General features: G+C 46.4%; 21 protein-coding genes and 1 pseudogene. 8 read left to right on the top strand and 14 right to left on the bottom strand.

What is annotated here, in order from left to right:
• Positions 1–53: 53 nt before the first annotated feature.
• The 10 genes and pseudogenes from JI735_RS12675 to JI735_RS12630 form a co-directional block, all read right to left on the bottom strand.
• Positions 54–362, bottom strand: coding sequence for a hypothetical protein (locus JI735_RS12675; protein ID WP_039833028.1), 309 nt, complete (start codon positions 360–362; stop codon positions 54–56).
• Positions 363–491: 129 nt separating this feature from the next.
• On the bottom strand, positions 492–1,502 hold the full coding sequence (locus JI735_RS12670) for a carbohydrate-binding protein (RefSeq protein WP_233476369.1): 1,011 nt from the start codon (positions 1,500–1,502) through the stop codon (positions 492–494).
• Positions 1,503–1,639: 137 nt separating this feature from the next.
• Positions 1,640–2,206, bottom strand: coding sequence for an SF0329 family protein (locus JI735_RS12665; RefSeq protein ID WP_039833042.1), 567 nt, complete (start codon positions 2,204–2,206; stop codon positions 1,640–1,642).
• A 131-nt stretch (positions 2,207–2,337) separates the two neighbouring features.
• Positions 2,338–3,327 carry a tRNA dihydrouridine synthase gene (locus tag JI735_RS12660; RefSeq protein ID WP_039833041.1) on the bottom strand — a complete coding sequence of 330 codons (990 nt, stop codon included), beginning with the start codon at positions 3,325–3,327 and terminating at the stop codon, positions 2,338–2,340.
• Positions 3,328–3,535: 208 nt separating this feature from the next.
• Positions 3,536–5,911 carry an S-layer homology domain-containing protein gene (locus tag JI735_RS12655; RefSeq protein ID WP_202677438.1) on the bottom strand — a complete coding sequence of 792 codons (2,376 nt, stop codon included), beginning with the start codon at positions 5,909–5,911 and terminating at the stop codon, positions 3,536–3,538.
• 23 nt (positions 5,912–5,934) lie between these two features.
• The gene (locus JI735_RS12650; protein WP_202677437.1) at positions 5,935–7,401 is read right to left on the bottom strand and encodes a hypothetical protein; all 1,467 of its coding nucleotides are present in this window, start codon (positions 7,399–7,401) and stop codon (positions 5,935–5,937) included.
• Positions 7,402–8,124: 723 nt separating this feature from the next.
• Positions 8,125–8,517 carry a hypothetical protein gene (locus JI735_RS12645; protein WP_039836611.1) on the bottom strand — a complete coding sequence of 131 codons (393 nt, stop codon included), beginning with the start codon at positions 8,515–8,517 and terminating at the stop codon, positions 8,125–8,127.
• 117 nt (positions 8,518–8,634) lie between these two features.
• Positions 8,635–9,936, bottom strand: coding sequence for an ATP-binding protein (locus JI735_RS12640; RefSeq protein ID WP_039836612.1), 1,302 nt, complete (start codon positions 9,934–9,936; stop codon positions 8,635–8,637).
• Between the two features lie 207 nt (positions 9,937–10,143).
• A pseudogene (locus tag JI735_RS12635) lies at positions 10,144–10,596 on the bottom strand (RtcB family protein); the annotation flags it as partial.
• A gap of 30 nt (positions 10,597–10,626) precedes the next feature.
• A complete protein-coding gene (locus tag JI735_RS12630) occupies positions 10,627–11,904 on the bottom strand; it encodes a limonene hydroxylase (protein ID WP_233476368.1) in 1,278 nt (425 codons plus the stop codon).
• A gap of 505 nt (positions 11,905–12,409) precedes the next feature.
• Here JI735_RS12630 and JI735_RS12625 point away from each other — a divergent pair.
• The gene (locus JI735_RS12625) at positions 12,410–13,720 is read left to right on the top strand and encodes a helix-turn-helix transcriptional regulator (protein ID WP_039836614.1); all 1,311 of its coding nucleotides are present in this window, start codon (positions 12,410–12,412) and stop codon (positions 13,718–13,720) included.
• On the top strand, positions 13,707–14,531 hold the full coding sequence (locus JI735_RS12620) for a WYL domain-containing protein (protein WP_039836615.1): 825 nt from the start codon (positions 13,707–13,709) through the stop codon (positions 14,529–14,531). The genes JI735_RS12625 and JI735_RS12620 overlap by 14 nt, the downstream gene beginning before the upstream one ends.
• Before the next feature lie 56 nt (positions 14,532–14,587).
• Here the strand turns inward: JI735_RS12620 and JI735_RS12615 are convergent, their stop codons facing one another.
• Positions 14,588–14,866 (bottom strand): NUDIX domain-containing protein, encoded by a 279-nt coding sequence (locus JI735_RS12615; protein WP_267919278.1) that lies wholly within the window; start codon positions 14,864–14,866, stop codon positions 14,588–14,590.
• Between the two features lie 98 nt (positions 14,867–14,964).
• Entirely contained in the window at positions 14,965–15,681 is a 717-nt protein-coding gene (locus JI735_RS12610) for a hypothetical protein (protein WP_051051961.1), read from the bottom strand.
• A gap of 241 nt (positions 15,682–15,922) precedes the next feature.
• Between JI735_RS12610 and JI735_RS12605 the strand changes: the two genes are divergently transcribed.
• The 4 genes from JI735_RS12605 (at position 15,923) to JI735_RS12590 (ending at position 20,933) form a co-directional block, all read left to right on the top strand.
• Positions 15,923–16,609, top strand: coding sequence for a response regulator transcription factor (locus JI735_RS12605; RefSeq protein WP_039836616.1), 687 nt, complete (start codon positions 15,923–15,925; stop codon positions 16,607–16,609).
• Entirely contained in the window at positions 16,596–17,585 is a 990-nt protein-coding gene (locus tag JI735_RS12600; protein WP_039836617.1) for a sensor histidine kinase, read from the top strand. The genes JI735_RS12605 and JI735_RS12600 overlap by 14 nt, the downstream gene beginning before the upstream one ends.
• An 82-nt stretch (positions 17,586–17,667) precedes the next feature.
• Positions 17,668–18,351 (top strand): ABC transporter ATP-binding protein, encoded by a 684-nt coding sequence (locus tag JI735_RS12595; protein WP_039836619.1) that lies wholly within the window; start codon positions 17,668–17,670, stop codon positions 18,349–18,351.
• Positions 18,348–20,933: an ABC transporter permease gene (locus JI735_RS12590; protein WP_039836621.1), complete on the top strand. Its 2,586-nt coding sequence runs from the start codon at positions 18,348–18,350 to the stop codon at positions 20,931–20,933. The genes JI735_RS12595 and JI735_RS12590 overlap by 4 nt, the downstream gene beginning before the upstream one ends.
• A 6-nt stretch (positions 20,934–20,939) precedes the next feature.
• On the opposite strand, the gene JI735_RS35625 is transcribed toward JI735_RS12590, so the two are convergent.
• Entirely contained in the window at positions 20,940–21,197 is a 258-nt protein-coding gene (locus JI735_RS35625) for a type 2 periplasmic-binding domain-containing protein (RefSeq protein ID WP_233476367.1), read from the bottom strand.
• A gap of 5 nt (positions 21,198–21,202) precedes the next feature.
• Positions 21,203–21,820, bottom strand: a complete 618-nt coding sequence (locus JI735_RS12585) for a LysR family transcriptional regulator (protein ID WP_233476366.1) — start codon at positions 21,818–21,820, stop codon at positions 21,203–21,205.
• Between the two features lie 123 nt (positions 21,821–21,943).
• Here JI735_RS12585 and JI735_RS12580 point away from each other — a divergent pair, with 123 nt between their 5' ends.
• Together JI735_RS12580 and JI735_RS12575 are read left to right on the top strand one after the other, a co-directional pair.
• Positions 21,944–22,903, top strand: a complete 960-nt coding sequence (locus JI735_RS12580; RefSeq protein WP_039836624.1) for an NmrA family NAD(P)-binding protein — start codon at positions 21,944–21,946, stop codon at positions 22,901–22,903.
• A gap of 15 nt (positions 22,904–22,918) precedes the next feature.
• Entirely contained in the window at positions 22,919–23,425 is a 507-nt protein-coding gene (locus tag JI735_RS12575; RefSeq protein WP_039836626.1) for a phenolic acid decarboxylase, read from the top strand.
• Positions 23,426–23,513 lie beyond the last annotated feature (88 nt).

The raw sequence follows: 23,513 nt of genomic DNA, 5'->3' as shown, positions 1-23,513 counted from the left end.
TCAAAAACACGCCTCAGGCTTACTACCCAAGGCGTGTATTCTTTAATTTTTCACTACACAAACCCATCCTCAGGCTCCCCCACCTCAAACCCCAATACTCTCGTCGCTTCTGATTTAAACCTATCCATCCATGAATCCCAATCGCTCTGATTCATCTGCGCATGAAATGATAATCCGCTCGGCTCAACGGATGCCGAAATGAAAATATCATCCTCTTCCTGCCCAAACCAGTGTGGAATCCCGTCTGTATAGCCCATCCAACCAGGCATAGACTCATATATATTAGCAACCTTATTCCATACTTCATCAGGTAGATGAGCCCATATATTCAGATTACAATGATGAGAGTTTGTTTCATTCACTGGCCTTCCCCCTTAGCCTAGATCCTTCAGATAGACTTCTATTACATCGTACCATATGTTGGGATATCCATCCCAAGGTGCAAAATAAAGACGCTGCGAGGAAATCCCCGAGCGTCTTTTTGCCTTCTTTTAATTCTTCCCGCCATACCCCTTATATGTAGCATAAACGGCATTGGCGTATTGATCTGCCAGAATAGGACGGCCATAGGAATCTGTAGCGCCTGGATACCAGTTGTCTCCTCCGTTATAGTGCAACAGTCCGTTGTATATATTTCCGAACCTGACAATCTTCTCATCCAGAATCAGTGCGCCCAGGCATACCTGATCCTGTTCACTGCTGTGATTATACGAGCGACCAAATTTGGCACTGAACTGGGATAGATAAGCATTACGTGTGTTAGGTTCTACCTGCATCAATCCGTCACCGGCTGATGGGCTCCCCGGCAGACCTGCTCCAAAGCTGCTTTCCTTCTTGATCACTGCACTCAGCAATAAAGCAAAATCTCCGCCTTTACCGAATTTATTGTCTACATTCATTACATAGGTCCAGATTTGGCTTGGAACTTCGGAAGGCTTGGTTACAGACGTAGGCGGTGAACCCGTATAAATCTTAACCGAGGTCATCTTGTCATTGACACTGTCGCCGACCCAGGATGAGCTTGCAGTAAAGGTCCATTTAGTTCCTCCAAAATTTTCATCCTCATAGACTTCAACCGTCCAGCCGCTGGGCACCTTGAGCGAGGACATCCAGTCATTCGGAATTCCTGCAGCATTTAACTGAGATAGTACATAATTGCCTACTCCAAGGGTTACTGCCTTTCCGCCATAGTTGATATCTGCATAGAATGTGACTCCGTTGGTTGCCGGGGGTGTTGTTGGTGTCGGTGTTGTGGTGCCTCCACTCTGCCATAGTGCAGGAACATTCGGCGGCTCCCAGCCTGTGAGGGAAGTATGTGCCTGAAGACAGGTATACGTACTTCCGCTATAGGTTACTGTATCATTGACTGCATATGCAGTATTTGGAGCCCATGCTCCTCTGGCGGCCGCGTTTGCAGGCGGTAATGCGGTGAAGAATACGGAGAGGAATACTGCTAAAACTATCAATACGGATAACGCTCTGGCAGGAACTTTTTTATTCAATAGCCAAGCCTCCTTATAATATATTGGCCTGTATCCCGCCCACGGGAGGATAAGCATCCACTTGGATGATCCACAGGGTACTATATTTTATTACCGTTTTTATAATTAATTCCATGATTAATGTATCTTTAGCATTTTTATTTACCCCGCCGCAATTCATAAAAATACTGCACAACCGGATGCTTTAACTGCATCATCTCAGACATGCTTAAAATCCGCTTTTTGCCAACTCTCCTGTCCAGCAGGGCTAGAATATTCAATACCATATCCTTGCTCTCTAAGCTTTCCTCTATCGGAGTAGTTAGGAACTTATTCGCCACCACAATAAAATTCGATTTAGTTAATGCAGCCTGTGCTGACATTAGCTCTTTGGCATGCTCTGTACTTTTTCTGCTTCTGGCCATTACGATTAGACGATCCTCCGGCACTGGCCCCTTCGTCGCTTGTCTGACTGCTTCAATGTCGTCACTGGTGATAGGAATTTGGATATCCGGATCATTTTTGATTTCCAGCTCTGTTTGATACCATCTGATCGCGTTCGTTTTATCACTCATGTTGAGTACGTTCTTTTTATCTACCGAAATATAGCAAATCCCTGATTTATCAGGCAGGTAACGGTAACCTGGGGCGCGGTATTCTACCCTTCCGTTTAATGCAGGACTGAGAAAGCCCTCCAGTTGTTGCTTCAATTTGCTCCAGGACATGTGATCCCCCTCCATATAAAAAAGAGGAAAGGCTTATTGGCTCCGGGTGGGTCCCCCTCTCCATTCATCCAATCCTCAATCATTTCACTTCTTTTTCTATTTTCCACACAGATTTCTACAATCTTGGCAGCTTAATCCCCAAGTTCCTCCGCCCCATCTTGCTCCTTGCCTCCAAATTCACCCAGAAGCGCACGCACTTCACTTGTGGACTTGGTGTTCATTAAGCTATTTCTTAATTCACTTGCCCCGCGGAATCCGCGGACATATATTTTGAAGAATCGTTGAAGGGGGCTGAACGAACGTGGTGCCTGCACTGAGTATTGATCATAGAGATCCAGATGCAGCCGCAGCAGATCAAGCAATTCCCTACTACTGTGCTCCTTCGGCTCCTTTTCAAAAGCAAATGGATTATGAAAAATACCGCGCCCGATCATAATACCATCCACACCGTACTCTTCAGCGAGCCTCAGGCCGGTCTGGCGGTCAGGGATATCCCCGTTAATGGTCAGAAGGGTATCTGGCGCCACCTCATCACGAAGCTGCTTGATCTCCGGAATCAGTTCCCAGTGGGCATCTGCTTTGCTCATTTCCTCTCTTGTGCGCAGATGAATGGACAGATTCACAATGTCTTGCTGCAAAATATGGGTTAACCAGCCGCGCCATTCGTCTAAGCTGCTGAAACCGAGCCTTGTTTTTACGCTGACGGGCAGTCCCCCGGCTTTGGCAGCCTGGATGATATCCGCTGCGAGTTCGGGACGGTAGATCAGGCCGCTTCCCTTCCCGTTCTCTGCTACATTCGCTACAGGACAACCCATATTAATATCGATGCCTTTGAAGCCTTCTTGCGCCATCCCGATGCTCATCTGACGGAAGAATTCCGGCTTATCTCCCCAGATATGAGCTACAATGGGCTGTTCATCCTCTGTAAACGTCAAACGCCCGCGCACCGCATGGTTTCCCTCCGGGTGACAATAACTCTCTGTATTCGCAAACTCCGTAAAAAACACATCCGGTCTGGCTGCTTCACTTACGACATGGCGAAAAACAACATCCGTCACGTCTTCCATGGGTGCCAGTATAAAAAAAGGCCGGGGTAAATCACGCCAAAAATTCTCTGTCATATCCAAAACCTCTCTATGAATACAGGACAAATCTTTATCCCGAAGTAGTAAAACTAAGTTGTTTATGCCCTTACTTCTTTAATGAGTATATCATACCCCCGAGAGATCCGTTAAATTAAAGGGGATACCTAAACCTATTTTCGCCGCACATAGAAGAAACCGCGCCAGCAATAGCTGTCACGGCTTCCATCATCCTTATGCGAATTTCTTACTTATTATACAGTCTGTAGAGGAACACCGCAGCTTCTGCTTTGGTTGTGTTTCCGGTCGGATTGACTTTGTTCCCGCTGCCTTCGATCAACCCTTCCTTAACCATCGCAGCTACGCTGTTCACCGCATAGGAAGCAACTTCGGACTTGTCGGTGAATCTCTCCAGATCTGCAGCCTCAGCCTGGTTACTCAACTTCTTCTCAAGTTTCAAGGCTCTTTCGGTCAACACCATCATGTCCTGTCTTGTGATCTTATAGGCGCTGCCGAAACTGTCGTTGTCTATGCCATTCGTAATACCAAGTGCTTTAGCAATTGCAATTTCATTATAGTAATAAGTACTCTTCTGTACATCGCTGAAATTTCCATTTACTCTTGCATTCAAGCCAAGTGCCCTGACAAGGGAGTACAGGAAATCTGCCCTTGTGATACCGGTTGACGGATTGAATACATGACCTTCTGTCTTGAGAATATCCTTTGACGCAAGTACTTCGACCGCGTTCTTGGCCCATACAGCCGTTCCGAGATCTGTAAATGTCCTGGATACGTAAGCTACTGCGTAGCTGCTGAAATGAGTAGTTGTGAATGTTACCATACCGGTCTTGGGAGCATAGCGTCCGCTCGGTACTGTTAGAACATCCCCGCTTCCGTCAATGTACCAGACAACAATCATTTCGGGATTCTTCAATTCATCCGCAGACGGCTTGTAAGGCACGGATACCGTTACAGGTGCATCGGGATTGCTCCAGGCCGTTTCTTTGCCGTCCACCTTAAGGCTAAGCTGAATGACCGGCTTATCGCCGAGAGCCGTCTTCACTTCCGCCGGAAGCTTGGCCTTGTCGCCTTTTCCAATCTCCAGTGCTACTTCCTTGCCGCTGCTTTCAGTTGTGCCTGTTAACATGTTACCGGATATTACTACCTGACCGAATTCTGTGGAAATGGTGAGTTTGTCATCCTTTGTTCCGCTTGTCAGCGCTGCAGCAGGCAAGCCTACCGAGTATGAATTCACTCCTTGTGCCGCTGGTATGTCCAGGGTAACATTTTTCTCCATGAATTCCTTTACTTTTGCCAGATCCAGTACCTTAACAAATGCAGTTCCATTATTCACAGTCGCCTGCATGGTTACTTTCTGGCCCTGTACAACTGGTGCTGCAGGTGCAGGTGTTGCAGATGCTGCAGGTGCAGACGTTGAATACGTTCCAGGTGCAGGCGTTGAAGATGTCCCAGGATCAGGCGTTGCGGATGGTGTTCCAGGTTCCGGAGTGGACGGAGTCTCCGTCTTGCTATTGGTTACTTTTAGGGTATACGTCTTGACCCTGCCGTCTGCACCTGTGACCTCAACCTTTATATCCGTTTTTGTACCAGGTGTCAGCGTTATAGCTTCAGAAGCGGTACCGCTGGCAACCGCCGTATCGTTCACTTTAATGGTTGACCTGCTGTCTGCCGCTGCCGCTGTCACGGTAATGCTGTCAGCATCCTTCAGGGACACATCATACTCTGTGGTGGCTGCGTTGAACGCCGGCTGGAGTGTTCCCGCACTCAGTGTCAGGCTGCTGAGGTCGGCATTCACACTATTTGGTGTATAGACTCCAAGATCGCCAAGGTCGATGGCATTATTCCCGATGGTCTGATATTCGCCTGCAAAGTAATCATCCAGATACGAATGTCCAAGAATAAATCTGTCCGGCTTCATGGCGCCATAGTAGCCGGCATTTGCATTGCTCTGCCCGTCAAACAGGACATAGCTCCCCTGCCATCCGGAACCGGATACCCCCCAGCTGATGATGTGATCGATATACGGGGCGAACTTGTTGAACATTTTGTAGAGCAGCGCGTACTGATAACCAAGGGCGTCTGACTGTCTGACATTGAGTACTGCGGGAGCAGTCGCACCGCCTCCGGGAGCATCGGTCGGCACCTTAAGGTCAAGCTCTGAATAGGTAATACCAGATAGCAGGCCCCGGTCCACGAGAGAGGCATAGAGGGCCATCGCATATTGGTTATCGCTTGCAAGGGTCTTACCCACCGCGTCGTGTCCCTGGATACCGATGTCCTCGATAAGAGGTCTTCCGTCATACAGCGGATCGGAGCGCCATGCAGTATTTAATTCGAGAACCATGTTGTATACAGTCCTCGCTTTGCTGCGGGTCGCAAGTCCGTAATCGTTGTAGGTCAGCTTCGGAGGATTATCAACGATGTAAGCGTCAATGCTGCCTTCATTGTCGTGTCCATCAAGCTTCATGTACTCTGGAAGGTTAGCGTAATTGGCTTTGTAAGCTTCCGCCATCTTGGCGTTGGGGGCCGCGATGTGCGCGTTTTTGAAAAGCAAGTAAACGTAATGATCTGTGATGTCGCCGCCAATCTGATCATCTGACATTGCAGCAAGCCAGTTGGTGTGTTTCAGGCTCGTTCTCCAGCTGTTCGCATCCCCGGGATGAGTTCGCTGTGGCGGCTTTCGTGTATCTCTTCGTTGAGTACATCCCAGGAATTGAAAGGAATGACGCCACGGGATTCGCTTGAGCCGTACTTCGTATCTGTGGTCAGGAAGTGCCGCATCACATACATGGTGTGGTTAAACTGCACTCTTCTTGCCATCTCTTTGTCTACCTTAACCGTAGTGGTAACGCCGTTGCCAAGTCCGTAGAAATCGGTCCCGCCATTATACCCGGAGGCAAGGTTCGCAGGAATAATCTGAGTCATCCAGCCAGGCGCCTGGTTGTACCATGCCAGAACATGGCCGTGAGACTTGTACTGTCCGGGAGTTCCCGAATCCCTGATCGCCTGATAAGCGTTGGTCGGGAAACTGTATTCCGCTAAGCCAGGGGCAGTGGTTGCGCCGTTCAGAGCCTCGCCGTTAACGCTTTTCAGCCATTCCGGGCCACGGGGATGCGTTCCATCGGCCTTCAGATTGTTGCCGTCGACGAAGATTTCATAGTGATTGGCTCTGGTTCCGGTTACGGGTCCGGTGCCGATCGCACCAACCATAAACAGGCCATTTTCCTTATTGTAAACACTCTTTAGAGGCGCTACGGCACTCTGGTGTTCCTTGTTGACTACGTCCGGAAGTGCAACACCATTAGGATCAGGTGCGGTAATCTGGATGTTGGCGACAAGCAGCATACCAGTTTCTTCAGGACGGGCATTCTCGCCATGAAGCTCAAGAATAAAGCTGGAGGAAACGCCTGTTGAGGCGGTAATACTGTGATGCGCCTTCAACCAGGATTCACCGTTGTAACTGCCAACCCAGTCGGGATTTAGGTTGTTGTACTGGTAATCCCTGAGGTAGCTATCGAGGTTGGTGTTGGTATTTCTGACTCTCCACCTCATGTATTTGCCCTGCGCGCTCTTAGGATAGTAGACATCGAATTCAATCGTTGAACCATCAGTGACATTTACGGACGGGGACAACGGGGATTCGAGACTTATGCCGCCGAACGTGCTTTTTCCGTTATGGGCGTAATTAATCTGAAGCACTTCCGCTTTACCTTGGGCATCTGCAAAAGGATACGGGATCGTCTTGAATGTGCCACCGGCAAAGTCGGCGGGGACACGGTTGTCCAGCGGAGTTCTTGCCGTCCAGGTATTAGTGGGCGCGGTAACTTTTACAGGAACCTTACCCGGACCCGGATCAAGACGGAAATAGGGATCGGAATCATAGACAGCTCCATACACAGACTGACTGACTTGGAGCGGGAATTCCGGATTGCCGGTTTTTAAAGCTTCGGCTTGAGCAATGAGGTCGTTCAGTTCAATTGACGGTTCCTCTCCAGCCGCAGCAGCCGGGACGGGAGTATACGTGAAGATGGAGAACAACATGATGAAGACGAGGAGACGGGAGATGTTGATTACACATTTTCTACTGTTCATCTTAGTTTGACTCCTTTTCTTAAGGAAATCTCTAAAGTCTTGTTTTAGAGTCATCGCAATTAATAGGTTGTTTCGGTTGCAGATATCCTATTTTTTAATATTTACTCCTGGGTTGATGTCATGTCTGGATTGACGATCAATACAACACCTCCCTCTGAACTTAAATAGCAGACAATAGCTTGAAAACGCATTCACAAAAGCGGACGGATAGAAGACCTCGATTATCTACAGCCCTGACATATGAATGCAGCCCTGCTTCTACTGACCACACTGATCCGCCAAATGTCTTGCGCAGTAACAAAACGATGCCCTTCCCTTCCAGATGTTAATTGTATGCGCTTTCCTGGACAGCGTTTAAACGCCAATTACTTGCTGTAACAGCTTTCATAATAACAACAGGAAGGGAAAGTCTAAATATGGGTAATGCACGAATGATTTTAATATATTACGAAAATACAACTTCTCATCTGATCCTGCATAAGCATAAAAAAAGAAGACACCAGGTTTCCTGGTGTCTTCTTTTCATTTAGGACAACGCCAAAAATTCTCTGTCATATCCAAAACCTCTCTATGAATACAGGACAAATTTTTATCCCGAAGTAGTAAAACTAAGTTGTTTATGCCCTTACTTCTTTCACGAGTATATCATACCCTCAAAACCATGATTTCCAAAGGCCAGATTGTTCCCTTCTCCACGGATATATTTTATATGATAGCCAGCTCTTATAAAAACCATTGATTATTCTCTTCAATAAAACCCAGGCATTCCGTCACATTGCCTTCATACAAACTGACCCATTGTCCGGTGTGTCGCTGAAAAGCCGCTTCGCATTTGTCACCATGCGTATCAAAAAGCGTAATGCGGGCCATAGGAAACTCCGCATATTTGCCCTCAATTAACGGCTTTATAAATTGCGCCTCCGGGTTATCCCAACCAAACTGTTCATGCAGGCGATACAAGTATATCCTTCCTGCCTTTACTTCAACACGATGAACTCTTTGGGTTAGCTCCGGGGAAGCCGTTACCGCTTGTTTGACTGCCGCTTCCAACCTTGATTTATCCGTCGCCCCCAGTTTAACCGGCTTGGGATTATACGACCAACGTTTATCTGCCATGACTTTTCGCCTCCATAAATTGTATATACACGAAAAAACGCCAACCGGACTTCAGCGCTGACGTATTTCTGAATCTTATATATCATCACTTTAGCTCTAGTCTTGAAATAACATTCTTTATATCCGCTTCAAACAAGACAACGCATAAAGTGGGATACTTCTCAGCCCATTTTCAAACCCGAAATTTTTAGCGGAGACCCGAATCGCATAAGGCGGCTGATACAAGGAAATATAGTTTTTCAAGCTTTTCGCTCGGACGTTATCCGCTGATTTCCCCTCCAAGGGAATAATATTCCCCTGCCTATCTTGAAACACAAAATCCAATTCCGCTTTGCCTGGAGAACTCCAGTAGTACGGAGTGAAGCCGTTCGTGACAAGAGCCTGCATAATATAATTCTCGGCCAAGGCGCCTTTAAATCCATTAAAGTTTGCCGGGCCGTTCATGATCACATTCGCTGCGATATCAAATTTGGAACACAACAATCCGGTATCCATCATGTACACTTTGAAGGAACTGTTATCTGCATAAGCGCTAAGCGGCATTTTCCCTTCTGTAATCCGAATACATTTGTTGATCATTCCTGCTGTCCTCAACCAATCCAGCGGCGTTTCGTACTCATAAGCCCTTGCACCCGATTTAATCACTTTATACTGAAACTTGTGGTTCTCTTTGGCTAGCTGCGCGGGAACACTGGCCCATGCGGCCATGATTTTTGTCGTTTCCTGCGGTGAGGCATACTTGGCCATGTCAGCGATATATGCATCGTTCAGCATTTTCTGAGCGGCAACGACAAAATTAAAGTCCTGCGTATCTACATATTCAATAACGGCCCTTGGCATTCCTCCAACTACCAAATAAGTTTTATACAAGTCCATAGCCGTTTCATGCAAGGATAAGGGAGTAAAGTGCTCATACGATTCTTTAATCAACTCGCACATATCCTTATGCCCTGTCGCCCATAAGAACTCTTCAAAATCAAGGGGGTACAAATTCATCATATCCACTTTTCCAACGGGGAAGGAATACTTCTCACGATTCAGCGCCACACTTAATAAGCTGCCCGCAGCAATAATATGATAGTCCGGCTCGTTCTCACAGAAATACTTTAAAGAGGTTAACGCCCGCTCGCAGGCCTGAATTTCATCAAAAATAATCAGGGTATCGTCTTTAAAAATGGTTTGTCCACTTTTTACAGACAATTCCTTGATAATACGTTCTGGATTTAAATCCCGCTCAAAGATGGAGGCAATCTCACTGGAGCCCTCCATATTAAAATAAACGGTGTTTTTATAATGGTTTTTTCCAAAGGTAAGCGCCGTATAGGTTTTTCCTACCTGCCTAGCTCCATAGATGACAAGAGGCATTCTTTGGGGCTTATTCTTCCATGAAACTAATCTTTCTACAACTTTACGTTCCATAAAGTGTATTCACCTCACACTTAATATGACATTCCTGCAAATGTGAAGCAAGCGCACTTCCTGATTTTTGATAAGCGGAAACGGCTGCGCTGTTCTTTTAAAGGACGGGGGGGTCAGCGAGAAATAGAAGGATAATATATAGCATGAAACATATACGATCGTGTCCAGAGACCGATTGCCGATCTTTGATGTACTTTTGGAATTGCCTCAATCCTTATACGGATCAAACTCATCTGCTCCAGCCATGCACACACCAATCGGTTTCAGTACATGCATGACCTCGATTGTTCCGGCATGCGCATCTAATACTTCTTGAAGCTTCCGGTAAACAAAAGGACTTTCGTCCGTGCCTGCACCGCGCAGTTCAACACCGAAATCCCGGACAGCCTCCAGCATTTGCTCTGCAGTAATTTGACCGCCGCTGCGGGTGCGGGTTTTCCAGTTCATTTTGCCTGCCGCCTGGGTCCGGCTCATGATTCGCCCTGCTCCATGAACGGTGCTGTAGTAAGAATCTTTGCTCTCTATGCTATCCTTTCCTTTTACGACTACGGATATATCCCCCATACTGCCGCCGATAAAACCAACCTGGCCGGGCGCGGACGGGGTCGCCCCTTTGCGGACGACGACGACTTCTTTGCCGTTGTGTGTCTCTTTCCAGGCACTCCTACATAATAAATGCTTTTCCCATACTTACAAACCTTTTGCCTCACGGAGTTCGCGAAGCCGTTCTTTTACCGAGTCTTCAGGCTCGACTACTAATAAGTGAGTGACCGCTTCAACAAGCCGATCCCCCCAAGAAGTAACGTTCCAGCCCTCCAATGCCTTGAGCGCCATGTTCCGGTTTGAGATTACTGGACTGTTCAGGCCAGTGAAGATCAATTCTGTACCAATCCCTTCGAACCGGTCCAAGCTCTGCAAAATAGCGCCCAAATTCCTATGTGCTGCATATTCTTCGCCATACCCCATCTTATTCCCGGGGCCTGTGGCGATTTGCTGCAAGGGAAGATGTTCGGTGGCGAATTGAACAAACTTTCGAATCCGGTCTGGATCATTCGATTTCATAAGCTGATAGTAATAAAAATTCTGTAGCGGGTTTGCTGCAAGCTGATCGTAAAGAGTGTCCCAAATATCAATGCCAAGCTGCTCCGCACAAGCTACGCCATAGTAACGGTCCGGCGAATCACCGCTGCTAACAGTATCCATAACAATGCTGATCCACTTGGTGTCGGCCATAATAGATTGGCAAGCATCGCTAATACCGGTTCTTAACTGCCCGCTCCAGCCCGCCGACATCCGGACAGCCCACTCCTCCTCATCCTGAGTCAGGAAGGCGTGAATGCTAAATATAGCTGACAGATGTTTTGCGGCTGTCCCTATCTCCCGGGTCAGCCTCACGTAATCAGACAACACCTGCGGAGCATGCTCATAATCATCCATGTTCTCAGCCGGCCCGCCATTCAATAACGCTTCAATGATATCGGTTGCCCCATCTAATAATGCGCTATCTACCCGATCAGCCGAAAGCGCCTCCCGCAAGCCGCCATTTCTTGCACAAATACAGGCTAAATATTCGTTCATGACGCTGTTGCGGCATCCTTGCCGCAGCAGCCAATCTTTTATCTCCTGACTAGCCGGCTCAAGTCTCTCGACGATATGTATTTTCCCCCAGCCATGAACACGTTGAGCCAATTCAAATAGAACCTGATTGCTGTCTTCCATTCCATTATGAATCGCAACCGCAGCATATAGCGTAAATTCCTCGTGTCTCCCCAGGGTTAAAAGCAGGTCCTTTTCTTGCTCATTCTGAAAAAGGCCCAGCATTGCAATTCCGAATTTGACGGCATTCCGGTGAGCCGCATGTTCCGCCAGCCATTTCGCCTCAAGGAATACGGGACCTGGCTGTATTCCGGGCTGCATGCGTACCTCATCTAGAACGGTATCCATCATGCCGCCGATATCTGTCTTCACAAGCTTAGCATATAGGGCCTTTCTTATTGAATTTTTAGGCTTTCTGGATTGCTTCGCCAGCAGGTGAACCAGCTCCCGTGCCTCATCCGTCATCTTAGCAGGTCCGGCATGATGCCCAAATGCTCCATCCATACCGCCCGCTACCCATCTGATTGTACTGCCGGCCCAAAATTCTTCGTCATCCGGCAGCGATCCGTCCACGGATTCCCCTTGTCCCTGAATATAGGAATAAATGGAGGGCTTGCCCTCCCAAAGTGGCCGTATAGCTCTATCGAAAAAAATAACCATCGTTCACATCACCTCTTCCTTACTTTCTTCAATACCTATCGGAACAACCCGATGATCTTGTAAGCCGCCGCATTATCGCATCAGCTTCTGTATCTATATTCGCTTACTTGGTGCGGAACGAACATGGCGAAAGTATTACGACCGAAGTTTTTTCATTTCATCCCATTCCCTCCCCTGTTACAATGGAAGAAGATGCTTTTGGGAACGGGGGATCACTTTGGCTAAGGAGAGCTTCGATAAAGAAATCCAATTCTTGCGTATGCTAGTACTGACTAGCGGGGCGTTTAGCAGACAACAGTTCGCAGAGCGGCTCGGCATTTCCGTCCACACCTTTGATAAAACAATCCGGCGGCTCAAAGAGGTCGTCAGTTCCGTGCACCAGCATTTGCCGCAGGAACAAAGCAAGGAATTATCTGAAACTATACGGTACAGCTATTATGACTCCACCGACCCGCTGCTCCTGTTTCTGTATCGCGCCAAATCCGTCAAGAAATCCGAAAGTCAGAGAGTCTCGCTGCTACTGGCCGCGATGAATGAACAGGCTTTGACTGCGATGGAGCTCTTGGATATATGCTGTAGCAGTCTGCCTTCCCATCTTCCTCTGCCTGACGAGAAGACTATCCGCTCGGACCTCAAGTACCTGGAGGAGGTCGGAGTCATCAAGAGGGAGCAAGGGCCCCGCCCCTTCCGTTACCGCATTCAAGACGAATTAATCCGCGGCTTATCGGACGATGAGCTTATCGATTTATATGATTTTGTGGATGTGATGGCGAACACGCAGGTCCCTTCCGTTCAAGGCTACCTGCTGCGCGATGGGTTAAAGAAGCATCTTCTGCACAATCAATTCGAGCAGCATGCTGTTGAACCATTTTTATATAAATATCACTTTTACTCCCGGATCTTGGACGAAGCGCATCTCTTCACGCTCCTTCATGCCATCCGTCTCCGCCGCAAGGTCCGTTTTCTGTACTTCTCGCCGAAGTCTGAAAAAAACTACGCCTCCCAAAACACCAATCCCCTGTTTGAACGGGATACGGAGGGCAAAGCTGAAAAGACGCTGCCGCTGAAAATTGTCTATGATCATCAATATGGAAGATGGTATCTGCTTTCCCACAGCCGGGAGGGGATTCGAAAATACCGCATGGAAGGAATCACGCACATTGAAGAGGATGAACCCGTGGATGAGGCCTGGTATGAGGAAAAGAAAAGCGAGCTTGCCGAGAAAATACGCTACAGTTGGCTGATCGATACGGGACGTCCGGTGACAGTCCGCGCCCGATTTTATAATCCGGGAGGTTCCGGACCGAACTTCATCAAGGAACGGGTACAACTGCAGGGACAGTGGGGACAGATCGTGTCTGAAGATGAACATTCATTTATCTACGAAATTACTGTTAACGGGATCACCGAAATCAAGCCGTGGCTGCGGAGTTTCGGTTCCAGCTGTGAGATTCTGGAGCCTGTTCAGCTGCGCCGGGAAATGATTGCCGAATGGAAGGAGATTCAGTCTTACTATGAATCTGTTTGAGAAAATATTCAATCACCAGATCATCTCCCGGTTGGAGGATTCCGGTACCTTTATGGTCACGTCACACGAACGGGCCTGGCTGAAGACGATGCTGGAACATCCCGCCGCGGCGGATGCTTTCACAGCAGATACTTTGGACAAGCTGCGTTCTGCCCTCGCCTCGGATCAGATGATGGATACTACAAGCCATTTAATTGAAAAAGCCCGTACGATGGAAAAGCAGATCTACCACCCGCTCCTGCGGCCTTTGCGCCGACACATTCTGAATAAGACGGGCATCCGTATAACCTGCGAGATTAAGGGTGGACGTGTAAACACAGACTATCCGGGTTTTCCGTATAAGCTGGAGTACTCCATGGTCAAACGGGAATGGTATTTGCTCTGGTATCACACCAGGCATCACGCCTTCATGAGCACCAGGCTGAAGAAGATCCAATCCGTCACACCTGAACCTATCGGACCGTCAGCAGCACAAAGCATTCAACAGGAGATCGGAAAAACACTTGAATCCCGTAAGAGTGAAGTGCTCATTGAAATTGTCCGGATGTATAACGCGGAGTTGTCCCGCATCCTGTACACCTTCTCCAGCTTTGAAAAAAACGTTGAGTACGATATGGAGAACGATACCTATCAAGTCCGTGTCACTCTGCTTGGGGACGAAATGGAGTATTTACTTTCCAAGATCCGTTTTCTGGGGAAGCGGGTTCGGGTGGCCCAAAGCGATTATTTAAAAAGACGTATGTTGGAGTCATCGACGAAGGCTTTAGAACGCTACGGGGTTAATACGGCTGATGAGGAGCTGTCTTCGTAATTCTGAACGAAGCCGGGTTGTCATCACGCACATCAGCCGAAATATAATCCAGCGGCCTATATTCTTGCTAACGCTACTCTTCGTATACTCTCTTTTGTCCAAGGAGGAGCTTGGGGGTGATTCATTATTTCCTCGTAGGTCATCCAATATACGGCTTCAACCTCATCTGGACTTTTGCTATGTGCTGTACCGCTGTCATATTCGCATAGGAAGACCATATTTATAACGTTGCGTCCATCATCTGTCACAAAGGAGGAGCTGTATGCAAAAGTAACAGTATCTTTTATCTCGATTCCAACTTCTTCATACAGTTCCCGTTTTACAGTCCGTTCCAGGATTTCGAGTGTGTTCAGGTATAGAAAGTCCCGTAGAAGAGTCAGATACGCGTAACTTCCCTTCTCATTTTTTCATGGTTATATATCACGTAATATCACTATCTTGTTTTTGAAGTCACTGTTGATATATTCTCTTGAGAAAATTCATACCACGTTACATCCCTTTTAGCATCTTCTTCTTTAACAAAAGCTTTATATGAATCTTCAGTAACTAGTTTATTATTGATGTAGTATGCTATGGCGAATGTGGTGGATGATTCATTAGTAGCACTCGATTCATGATAAGCTAAATTGTCAATTTCACAGGAATTGGTTTGGAATCTTAATTTTCCATATCCGTTGTAAGTTAACCCGCCGCTTAACCATCTAAATGTTCCGTCAGTTTTAAGATCACTTAACTGGTCGTTTCCAAAAAAGTAGCCATAGACTTCACTGTTCATATAATGCAGGACTTCAACAAAATTCGGATTCTCATCTACTGTTAATCCAAGAACAACTTCAGGTATTTTGTCACCATCCATATCAAGCACGGCAAAGTGATTTATTTTAGATGTAGTTCCATAAATCTCGTTATTAGTTAAAAAATCATTCAAATATACCTTTTTCTTAGTTTCTATGCTGTAAAATTCAATCTTATTTTGCAATACTGTCTTATATGCTTCCATAGCTAAACTCTTATTGTTCTCAAGTTTACTTTCAGAAGGAGTAATATGGGCAGAAGAAGTAATTGTTGGAACACTGGTGTCAGAAATTTTATTACTACTTGAAATACTTAACAAAAACATAAGAAGCACATACATAATTTGTGATTTCATTTAATCTCTCCTCAACTATCTTCCGAAAGGTTATTTCAGTATAGCGGGAAATGGGCAATATTGGAACCTGACATTTCGGAATACCAAGCTGATTGCTGGAATGCTGATCTTTAATGCCGCCCTGCTTGTATATTTCCGTCAAAAGAAATTTAATAGTTATGGAGGTGTTAGGCGTAGTTGACGCCGAAAACCCGGCAGATTGACAGTATATGAGCAGTAAAGTAAAGGATGATGAACATAAATGAAACGGATATTTTTGGTTGAGGACGATAAGGCAATCGCTAAAAACCTTATCCTTTTGCTTCGCTCGGAAGGATTTACAGTCACCCACGCCCCTACGCGGAGTGAAGCCCTTGCCGCAATTGCCGGAAATAAATTTGACTTGGCGTTGATTGATATTTCTTTGCCTGACGGAAATGGCTTTACAGTGTGCACGGAAATCAAAGAAACTGGGGATGTTCCCGTTATCTTTCTGACGGCTTCCGGCGATGAGGCGAGTGTTGTTACCGGGCTGAACATAGGCGCGGACGACTATATCACCAAGCCTTTTCGTCCGCGTGAATTGATTGCGCGAATTGGAACCGCCCTGCGAAGAAGCGGACGTTCCGGTTCGGCTTTTGAAATCTGCGGGCTTCATGTCGATACGGCAAGCGGTGTTGTGAAAAAAAACGGCAACGAGGTTTTTCTTTCAGCATTAGAATACCGCTTGCTGCTGGTGTTTATTAGCAACCCAAAAAGTATTATCACGCGGGGCAGGCTGCTTGACGAATTGTGGGACGCAGCAGGCGAGTTTGTCAATGACAATACACTGACCGTGTACATCAAACGTCTGCGGGAGAAGATCGAGAACGACCCGGCAAACCCGCAAATCATTCTGACCGTTCGCGGGACAGGGTATAGATTGGGGAGCGAGTATGCTTCGGAATAGAGAGTTTCGGCTGTTTGCCATTTTGTTCTCTTTAATGGCCGCCACCTCTGTAATGGTGGGATTTGCAATCAATACGTTGGCGGGAATCCTTGCCATGGCTTCTGCCGCCGCCTTTGGCACAGCGTTTTTCGTGTTTACCAAAGCCCGGTACAAAAACATTGCGCGGATTTCCAATCAAATTGACCTTGTGCTTCATAATGCTGACCATCTGTTTATTGGTGAATCGGACGAGGGCGAACTTTCCATTCTGCACAGCGAGATCACAAAAATGACGCTGCGTATTCGGGACCAAAACAACGCGCTGAAAAAAGAAAAAGAACATCTTGCCGATTCGCTGGCCGACATCGCCCACCAGCTCCGGACCCCGCTCACATCCGCGAACCTCATTCTGTCATTGTTAGCGAATAACCCGGATGAAAACGAGCGGAAAGCATTTGTGCGGGAAACAGAGGAATTGCTTGTGCGGATGGATTGGCTGATTACTTCCCTATTGAAATTATCCCGCTTGGACGCGGGCATTGTGGTGTTCCAAAGCGGGCAGATCGATGTGAACCACTTGATAAACGCCGCGCTTCGCCCGTTCCTGATCCCCATGGAGCTGCATGATATTGATCTTCAAATAGACGCACCGGAAGGGATGATTATTCAGGGCGATTCCGGTTGGCTTTCGGAAGCCATTCAAAATATCCTCAAAAATTGCATGGAAAGCACAGGCGAGAACGGGAGGATTGAGATTGTCTGCACAGACAACCCCTTATTTACTGAGATAACCATCCACGACAGCGGCGCAGGCTTTGAAAAAGAAGATTTGCCCTCCCTGTTTGACAGGTTTTACCGCGGGACAAACCCAAACGCTACAGGATACGGGATTGGACTTTCTCTCTGCAAGATGATCATAACACGGCAGGGAGGGACGATTACCGCAAAAAATCACCCGCAGGGCGGCGCGATATTTGCCATTCGTTTCCCCAAGTGACGGATCTCTCACCTGAAAGTCACAGAGATGTAAGTTGAAGGTTCTATTATATGGGTAAAACATGAGATAGGAGACTCACATAATGGAGTTTTTAAAAATTGAAAATTTATGCAAGCTCTATGGCAAGGCCGAAAATCAAGTTACTGCGCTAGACCATGTTTCGCTTACCCTCGAAAAGGGGGAGTTTACCGCAATTATCGGCTCCTCCGGCTCCGGCAAATCCACGTTGCTGCACATCATCGGCGGCGTGGACGTGCCGACAAGCGGAAAAGTGTATTTGGAGGGGCAGGATGTATATGCCCAAAGCAATGAAAAACTCGCCATCTTCCGCAGGCGGCAGGTCGGACTGATCTACCAGTTTCACAACCTCATTCCCACGCTGAATGTGGTGGAAAACATCACCTTGCCTATCCTGATGGACAAGCGGAAGGTCAACGGGGAACGGCTGAATGACCTGCTCGAAATGCTTGGGCTGCAAGACCGCAAAACGCATTTACCCAATCAGCTTTCGGGTGGTCAGCAACAGCGCGTTTCCATAGGACGTGCCTTGATGAATGCCCCGGCGGTCATGCTTGCCGACGAACCCACGGGCAGTCTGGACAGCCGGAATGGACATGAAATCATCAAGCTGCTGAAAGAAAGCAATAAAAAATATGGGCAGACCCTGCTCCTCGTCACCCATGACGAGAATATCGCCCTCCAGGCAGACCGCATTATCGGCATATCAGACGGCAAAGTAGTGCGGGACGAGAGGGTGCGGCCATGAACATTTTTAACAAGGTCACCCTGCAAAGCATGAAAAAAAGCCGTACCCGAACAATTGTCACAATTATCGGAGTTGTTCTGTCCGCCGCCATGATCACAGGCGTAGCCACCTTTGGCGTTTCCCTGCTGAACTATATGGCAAACGGCGCGGCCCAGAAATACGGCGGTTGGCACGTCGAGTTTTTGAACGTTGATTCCTCTTTCGCACAGGAACGAACTCTCGACAAGGGAGTTGCAAACACCGCAACAGTTGAAAATATCGGCTACGCAAAACTTGACGGAGGGAAAAACCCCAAAAAGCCGTATCTTTTTATGGCCGGATTTAGCAAGAAAGCCTTTGATACCTTGCCCATCAGCCTGATGTCCGGCAGGCTGCCTGAAAACAGCGGGGAGATTCTTGTTCCGATGAGCGCCGAAGTAAACAGCGGCGTTAAATTCGCGGAGGGTGACACGCTTTCACTTGCTGTCGGAAACCGCATGAATGGCAACAAGAATCTCGGTCAACACGACCCTTACATTTCCGGGAAAGAAACTCTTATGCCAAAAGCCAAGAGAACCTACAATATTGTCGGTATCTACTATTTACCCGGTTTTGAGGAACCTTCCGCGCCGGGATATACCTTGATAACGAAAGCAGATGCCGGGGACACAGCGGACAGCTTAAACCTATTTGTCACGCTTAAAAACCCGCGTAGTGTTCACGCTTACGCAAGCAGCACAGCCGGAACCGGGGCTTACGTCTTTAACGATAATGTGCTGCGCTTCATGGGTCTTTCGGGCGATAATATATTCAACACGCTTCTGTACTCGGTTGGCGGCATTTTGGTTGCCTTGATCATGATCGGCTCGATTTTTCTGATTTATAATTCGTTCAACATATCGCTGAACGAGCGCACACACCAGTTCGGGATTCTCTCGTCAGTGGGAGCCACAGCGAGGCAGCTGCGAAATTCGGTGCTGTTTGAGGGACTTTGCATTGGTGCGGCCGGCATACCGATTGGCGTTATTGCCGGCATAGGCAGTATCAGGCTTGTGATTTCCGTTGTCGCCAGGAATTTTGAGAACATTCTCTACACCAACGTACCTTTAACATTGACAGTGTCCATTCCCGTAATTGTTGCTGCGGCTGCAGTTAGCATGGTTACCATTCTGATTTCGGCCTATATTCCGGCCCGAAAGGCCGCAAGTACTCCCGTTATGGAGATTATTCGTCAGACGAACGAGGTCAAAATTGAATCCAAAGCCGTGAAAACGTCAAAACTGGCGCAGCGTATTTACGGTTTAGAGGGAACCCTTGCGCTAAAGAATTTTAAAAGAAACAAGAAACGGTATCGCAGCATTGTACTATCCCTTGTTTTAAGCGTAGTGCTGTTTATATCCACCAGTGCTTTTGTAACGGATTTGAAGCAATGGTCGGAGCGGGCAGTAGTGTTTACTACATTTGACATCATTATGTCCACACAGGACATGAACGATAGCGAAATGCTGCCGCTTTATGACAAACTAAAAACCGCCGATGGTGTTTACGAAAGCTCGTATCAAGCGCTTATGAAGTATTCATGCGTTGCCAAAGCAAGCGATCTTTCAGATGATTATTGGAAATACGCGGGTTCACATTCGCTGGATGAAACGGTTAATTTGCCAATGGAAATTCAGTTTCTTGATGACAGCGCCTACCTGAACATTATCAAAAGCTTGAACTTGCCGGAAGAGGAATATACCGGGCAAAATGCGAAAATGATCGCCGTTGCAAAAATGAAAAACCACATGAAAGATAACCGGGAGGAAGAGGTTGAGAATATTAGTGATCTGTTCAAGAGTTCTTCCATGAATTTTACCATCGCTCCCGAAACCAATGGCAAGCCGAAGATGGAACAGGGGCGAAACGTAAGTATTAAGTTTGTCAATACCGTGCCACCTGATGGACCTTCGATCCCAGAAGACTCCAAGGTGAAGAATCCGTTCATTTTTAAGGTGATGGTCCCTTATTCAATCAAAGAGAAATTTGAAACCTCCGATACCCATGTGGCTGTTAAGGCCTTGACCTTTCGGTCAAAGACTCCCATACAGTCGACGGCTAAAATGGAAGCGATGATTAAGGGTGCGGGAATTAAATCCAATTATACCCTGTACAATTTTTCTAAAGTGCTTGATGAGAACCGTAATATGATATTCATTGCCAACGTGTTCGCTTATACTTTTATCATTATGATTTCGCTGATTACGGTTGCCAATGTGTTCAACACCATTTCCACCAATATCAAGCTGCGCCGGCGGGAGCTTGCCATGCTCCGCTCTGTGGGGATGTCGGAACGCGATTTCCAAAAGATGATGAATTTCGAGTGTGCCTTTTATGGCATGAGCGCGCTGATCTTCGGGCTTCCCATAGCGGCAATCTCTGCTTGGCTGATTTACAAAGTGATGGGCGGCGGGGCGGACAATATCGCTTTTGTGTTCCCGTGGGGCAGTATCGGAATCAGCGTGTTCAGCGTGTTCTTTGTGGTGTTCATTACAATGCTGTATGCCATTAGCAGGATAAAAAGAGAAAATATTATTGACGCGCTTCGGGATGATATGACTTGATTTGGTTTAAGTGAGTAACTCTTTTATAGTTGAAATCCAGTGTTTTACTTCTAAGCGCACTTCGCTTCTAAGGCAAGCAAGACCGTAAACCACTTCTTCAGTATAGCTTAAAGGAACACTGGCGATCTCGCAATCCTCTCCAATCACAAAGTCCGGCAGAACCGAAACGCCAAGATCACTTTTTATCATGGTATGTACTGTATTAATGGTATCTCCATAGGTATAAATGGAATCGGGGCAATTCTCAATAATTTTCCTGTTCATCTTTTTTAGGGTTGGGGGGATTGGTGTTCGTCAAATAAAATGATCGATTGATGATTTAATTGTTCGATGTCCAGCTCACTTTCATTCGCGAAAGGATGATTTTTGGGCAGTACACAAACATAGGCCCCTTGAAGTACCGGATAAAAACAAAAATCAATGTCCTTTCCCAAATTATCTTCCGAAGTAAATATGATATCAAACTTTTGGTTTAATAAATCTTCTTTCTCTCTGGTCAAATTAGACTTTTTCAACTGAATTTGAATCTGCGGGTATTTTTCCTTAAATCGCCTAATCATGTCCGGCAAAACTTTCTTCTCAAAAACAGTCTCTGTGTATCCGATAACCAAAGTGCTTTCATATTTTTCCGAGAGCCGTTTTGCTTTCTTAATAGATTGGTCTAATCTGAATAGAAGCCCTTCCATATCTTCGTAAAAGCTTTTGCCGGCTAAAGTCAAATTAACAGTCCTTTTGTTGCGGACAAATAAAATGATTCCCAGCTCATTTTCTAAACTTTTTATGTTGTGGCTTACAGCAGGTTGTGTCAAATTTAATTTCTCCGCCGTTGTTGAAAAATTCAGTGTCTCGGCAAGAGAAACAAAGCACTTTAATTGCTGAATATTCATTTGAAACATCCTTTTTATTAATAAATCCTTTTTATAAATCATAACATAGGGTAATTTCACTCTAGTGTCAACCTATGCTATTCTTTCCTTGTGAAAGTTATCACTAGGAAAGAAGGAATAAACATGCGTTATATTGTAACAGGCGTAGACGGTCAACTAGCAAGCCGTGTGGCGGAAACGGTTCTTGCAGAAGTAGATGGTTGCAATTTAACCTTCACATGCATGAAAAAAGACAGAATTCCCAAAGATACGGTTCAACGTTGGGAAAATGCGGGAGTCACAATCTTTGAAATCAATTATGATGACATTCCATCCATGGAACGGGCTTTCAAAGATGGTGATCGTATCTATATTGTCTCTGGCCTTGAAGTAGGCAGAAGAGTCCAGCAACACAAAAATGCAATTGATACGGCAATCAAAGCAGGAATCTCTCACATCACATATAGTTCATTTGTCGGTGCGACAGATCCTAATTACGCTCACGTTTTTGTAACTCCAGACCATACAGCAACTGAAAACTACTTAAAGTCAACAGGTATTACCTACAATGCAATGAGAAATAACTTGTATTTAGAAAACTATCTGACTATGTATACGATGCTGGCACTAATGTCCAACAATAAATGGTTAAGCACTGCCGGCGAAGGCCGGGCTACTTTAGTTCACAAAGATGATTGCGCAAGGGCCGCAGCCGCAGCCCTGCTCGGAAAAGGCAAAGATAACAAGGCTTATAATATCGTAGGATCAGAGTCTGTTTCCGTAAGGGATCTGTGCAACCTCATTAAAGAAGTTTCCGGTAGAGACCTGGAGTATACTCCTGTGAATGCGGAGCAATATTATGAACACCTGGGCAAACTGCACATTCCCAGAGAAATTACCGGAGATTTCTCCTGCTCGCCTGTTCCCTTCTGCGGCGATGATCTCGTGACCACCGATGCCAGCATTAAAGAAGGGCTTTTAGACGTTCAATCCGATGCCATTGAAGCTTTGACTGGACAAAAGCCAAAAACAGCAAGAGATATTATCGGAAAATATAAATATATTTGGGAGAACAATATTCAAAACTGGCGGGATATGAAATAATAAGGAGAACTCCATATGCAACCAAAAGAAGCTTTAAAAGACTTTGTAGGAAGCCATATGATTTATACTTATGAAATTGGCTGGGAATACGAAATCTACATCAAGAATGACCATACCATTGATTATCGTATCCATAGCGGCATGGTGGCGGGCCGCTGGGTGCGCGACCAGGAAGTTGATATTGTAAAACTAACAGAAGGCGTTTATAAAGTATCATGGACCGAGCCAACAGGAACGGACGTTGCCTTGAACTTTATGCCAAATGAAAAACGAATGCACGGTGTTATTTTTTTCCCAAAGTGGGTTCATGAACATCCGGAAATTACGGTTTGTTATCAAAATGATCATCTTGAATTAATGAAAGAAGCGCGCGAAAAATATGAAACTTATCCAAAATATGTTGTTCCTGAATTTGCTGATATCACATTTTTGGAAAACGCCGGTATTGACAATCAAGAACTAATTTCCAAAGCGCCTTATAAAGGGATGACAGACGACATCCGTGCAGGAAAATTGAAATAAGTAAATCCAAAAACGGATTATCGAAATGATTTCGGTCAAACTGAAGAAGAACAACAATCGGCCTATTCGCATGCAGTGCGAACAAGGC

It is taken from the genome of Paenibacillus sonchi (assembly GCF_016772475.1).
GTDB lineage: Bacteria > Bacillota > Bacilli > Paenibacillales > Paenibacillaceae > Paenibacillus_AQ > Paenibacillus_AQ sonchi.
Note: the sequence above shows the minus strand (reverse complement) of the source record. Positions and strands in the feature narration are given on the sequence as shown.

What these genes read in the sequence shown, in the direction of transcription:
- JI735_RS12640 (WP_039836612.1), bottom strand. Translation starts at nt 9,936, where the DNA reads ATGGAACGTAAAGTTGTAGAAAGATTAGTTTCATGGAAGAATAAGCCC.
- JI735_RS12605 (WP_039836616.1), top strand. Translation starts at nt 15,923, where the DNA reads ATGAAACGGATATTTTTGGTTGAGGACGATAAGGCAATCGCTAAAAAC.
- JI735_RS12665 (WP_039833042.1), bottom strand. Translation starts at nt 2,206, where the DNA reads ATGTCCTGGAGCAAATTGAAGCAACAACTGGAGGGCTTTCTCAGTCCT.
- JI735_RS12655 (WP_202677438.1), bottom strand. Translation starts at nt 5,911, where the DNA reads ATGTCAGATGATCAGATTGGCGGCGACATCACAGATCATTACGTTTAC.
- JI735_RS12620 (WP_039836615.1), top strand. Translation starts at nt 13,707, where the DNA reads ATGAATCTGTTTGAGAAAATATTCAATCACCAGATCATCTCCCGGTTG.
- JI735_RS12650 (WP_202677437.1), bottom strand. Translation starts at nt 7,401, where the DNA reads ATGAACAGTAGAAAATGTGTAATCAACATCTCCCGTCTCCTCGTCTTC.
- JI735_RS12610 (WP_051051961.1), bottom strand. Translation starts at nt 15,681, where the DNA reads ATGAAATCACAAATTATGTATGTGCTTCTTATGTTTTTGTTAAGTATT.
- JI735_RS12600 (WP_039836617.1), top strand. Translation starts at nt 16,596, where the DNA reads ATGCTTCGGAATAGAGAGTTTCGGCTGTTTGCCATTTTGTTCTCTTTA.
- JI735_RS12590 (WP_039836621.1), top strand. Translation starts at nt 18,348, where the DNA reads ATGAACATTTTTAACAAGGTCACCCTGCAAAGCATGAAAAAAAGCCGT.
- JI735_RS12575 (WP_039836626.1), top strand. Translation starts at nt 22,919, where the DNA reads ATGCAACCAAAAGAAGCTTTAAAAGACTTTGTAGGAAGCCATATGATT.
- JI735_RS12595 (WP_039836619.1), top strand. Translation starts at nt 17,668, where the DNA reads ATGGAGTTTTTAAAAATTGAAAATTTATGCAAGCTCTATGGCAAGGCC.
- JI735_RS35625 (WP_233476367.1), bottom strand. Translation starts at nt 21,197, where the DNA reads ATGAACAGGAAAATTATTGAGAATTGCCCCGATTCCATTTATACCTAT.
- JI735_RS12585 (WP_233476366.1), bottom strand. Translation starts at nt 21,820, where the DNA reads ATGAATATTCAGCAATTAAAGTGCTTTGTTTCTCTTGCCGAGACACTG.
- JI735_RS12645 (WP_039836611.1), bottom strand. Translation starts at nt 8,517, where the DNA reads ATGGCAGATAAACGTTGGTCGTATAATCCCAAGCCGGTTAAACTGGGG.
- JI735_RS12580 (WP_039836624.1), top strand. Translation starts at nt 21,944, where the DNA reads ATGCGTTATATTGTAACAGGCGTAGACGGTCAACTAGCAAGCCGTGTG.
- JI735_RS12660 (WP_039833041.1), bottom strand. Translation starts at nt 3,327, where the DNA reads ATGACAGAGAATTTTTGGCGTGATTTACCCCGGCCTTTTTTTATACTG.